Below are 1,462 nucleotides of genomic sequence, written 5' to 3' on the forward strand. Positions count from 1 at the left end.
CCGCCCGCCGCTGAACGGACCGCTGACCGCGCGTGGAGTTCTTCAATAGCGTCTTCATTTTCTTCGCCGGGCTGTGGGCCGGCACCATCAACAGTGTTGTCGGTTCCGGCACCCTGGTGACCTTCCCGGTGCTGATCGCACTTGGCTACGCACCTGTCACCGCGTCCATCAGCAACGCGATGGGCCTGGTGGCCGGGAACGCCGCCGGCGCCTGGGGCTACCGCAAGGAACTGACAGGACGCGGACAGCAGCTGCTCAAACTCCTGCCCGCGTCGCTTCTGGGCGGCATCACCGGGGCGTACCTGCTGCTGCACCTGCCCGAGAAGGTCTTCCATTACGCTGCCCCCGTCCTGATCGTGCTCGCGCTGCTGATGGTGGCGTTCCAGCCCCGGCTGCAGCAGTGGGTCCGGAACCGGGAGCAGAACCCCGAACATGCCATCCGGGACCGCCGCCACGGCGTCATCCTGGTGGTCCTGGTGTACCTCGCCGGCGTGTACGGCGGATACTTCGTCGCCGCCCAGGGCATCCTGCTGGTCGGGATCCTCGGCATCTTCATGACCGGCACCATCCAGAACGCCAACGCCATGAAGAACATCCTGGTCCTCGGCGTGAACGTCGTGGCGGCAGCCTCCTACCTGCTCTTCGCCTTCGGCCGGATCGACTGGGCCGTCGTCGGACTGATTGCCGTGAGTTCGCTGATCGGCGGCGTGATCGGATCCAAGGTCGGCCGCCGCCTGCCCCCGGTGGTCCTGCGCGGAGTCATCTTTGTCCTGGGCCTGGTCGCCCTGGGCTTCATGATCGCCAACCTCTTCAAGTGACCCGCCCGTGACCTTCCACCGCCTTGACTCCGCCGATGACCCCCGGGTTTCGGACTACACCCAGCTCACGGACGTGCACCTGCGCAAACTCCGGGAACCCGCCGAAGGCATGTACATCGCCGAGTCCTCCCGGGTGCTCCGCCGGGCCCTCGCCGCGGGTCACCGGCCACGCTCCTTCTTCCTGGCCGAGAAATGGCTCGAGGACCTCGCGGACATCTTTGAGCAGTACCCGGACGTCCCCGCGTACATCGGCTCCGCAGCCCTCCTCGAGGACATCACCGGCTTCCACCTGCACCGTGGCGCCATGGCGGCCATGCAGCGGCCCGATCCCGTGCCGTTGCCCGCGCTGCTCGCCGGGGCCCGGCGGGTTGCCGTGCTGGAGGACATCGTGGACCACACCAACGTCGGAGCGATCTTCCGGTCCGCCGCTGCGCTGGGCATCGACGCCGTCCTCGTGTCGCCGCGCTGCGGGGACCCGCTGTACCGGCGCAGCGTCCGGGTCAGCATGGGAACGGTGTTCCAGGTGCCCTGGGCCCGGCTGGAGGACTGGCCGGGGGACCTGCAGGTGCTCCGCGCGGAAGGCTTCACCGTGGCCGCCATGGAACTTACGGACGACGCCGTCGACCTCGATGAGCTGGCCGCCC

The 1,462-nt window shown here is 68.3% G+C and carries 2 protein-coding genes and 1 pseudogene (2 of these 3 only partly in view); all 3 read left to right on the top strand.

Annotated features, from left to right (window positions below):
• Nucleotides 1–120: the 3' end of an ABC transporter ATP-binding protein gene (locus K789_RS0104295; protein WP_024365677.1), read on the top strand. The gene continues 768 nt to the left of window position 1, outside the view; the window shows 120 of its 888 coding nt (coding positions 769–888); its start codon lies beyond the left edge, outside the window; its stop codon occupies nt 118–120.
• On the top strand, nt 33–818 hold the full coding sequence (locus K789_RS0104300; protein WP_024365678.1) for a sulfite exporter TauE/SafE family protein: 786 nt from the start codon (nt 33–35) through the stop codon (nt 816–818). The genes K789_RS0104295 and K789_RS0104300 overlap by 88 nt, the downstream gene beginning before the upstream one ends.
• A gap of 7 nt (nt 819–825) precedes the next feature.
• Nucleotides 826–1,462, top strand: a pseudogene (locus K789_RS22285) (TrmH family RNA methyltransferase) (it continues 169 nt past the right edge of the window).

Origin of the sequence: Arthrobacter sp. TB 26, assembly GCF_000427315.1 — a bacterium.
In the GTDB taxonomy this organism is placed as follows: domain Bacteria; phylum Actinomycetota; class Actinomycetes; order Actinomycetales; family Micrococcaceae; genus Arthrobacter.